This window comes from Streptomyces synnematoformans (assembly GCF_039531005.1).
In the GTDB taxonomy this organism is placed as follows: Bacteria; Actinomycetota; Actinomycetes; order Streptomycetales; family Streptomycetaceae; genus Streptomyces; species Streptomyces synnematoformans.
Window position 1 is genome coordinate 1 of record NZ_BAAAPF010000715.1, and the last position, 922, is coordinate 922.

Below are 922 nucleotides of genomic sequence, written 5' to 3' on the forward strand. Positions count from 1 at the left end.
GTGGGCGGCGCGGCGGGGTTGCTTCCGGCGTGGCGGCCGTGGGCCGGCGCGGGGTACGGCCGCTGCTCCTCGACGGCGGGCCGCCCCGCGCGCCGGCGCGGGGTGGGCCCCGGCTCCGTACCGGTGAGCGGGTCGGTGAGGGGGTCCCCGGCCGGGGCGTTACGGCCGGCCGGGGAGGCGGCGCCGACGTGGTCGGTGAGCGGGTCGCCGGTGGTCGCAGGGGGCGGGGTGCCGAGGGGGCCGGCGGGGGCCTGGTCGTAGCCGAGGAGCCCGGGGGCGTACGGGGCCGGGTGCTGGTCGTACGCGGGGGCGGGCTGCCCGCCGTACGCGGCCGCCGGGGGCGCCTCCGCGTACGGCGACGGCTGCGGCCCGGCCCCGTACGCCGTCGTCGGATACCGCGCCGCGGTCCCCTCCTGCGGCACGATCGCCGCCGCGCCGGACCCGGAGCCGGGCTCCCGGTGGCGGTGCGGGTCCGGTGCCGGATCGTTTCGCGGGGTGTGCTGCGCGGAGTACGCCCCGGGCGCGTGGCCGTTCGGATGCGCATGCGGATCGGTGCGGGGGGTGCCCGGAGCGGGGTCGGCCGGGGGCGCGTGGCCGGTCGGCGCGTTGCCCGCGTCGGCGCTGTCCGGCGGGGTGTGGGGCCGGAACCAGCGGGAAACCGCGGAGGTCGGCGAGCCCGGGCGGGGCTCCAGCGGCCGGGGGCGCAGGTCGTCCGCGGGCGCGGGCTCCTGCCGCGGGGCGTGGCCCTGCGGATGCGGGGCCTGCGTCCGCGGGGTCTGGGGGTGTGCGGCCCGGGGATGTCCGGTCTCGGGGTGTCCCGTCTGGGGGTACGGGCCCCGGTGCTGCTCGGCGCCCGGCTGCCCGGGGTGGCCCTGCGGGTCGTACGGCCCCTGCGCCTGCGCCTGCGGCTCCGGGGCGGCGG

At 82.4% G+C, this 922-nt stretch carries 1 pseudogene; it reads right to left on the minus strand.

Features of this window, described 5'->3' with window-relative positions:
• A pseudogene (locus ABD317_RS37300) lies at nt 1–922 on the minus strand (class E sortase); the annotation flags it as partial.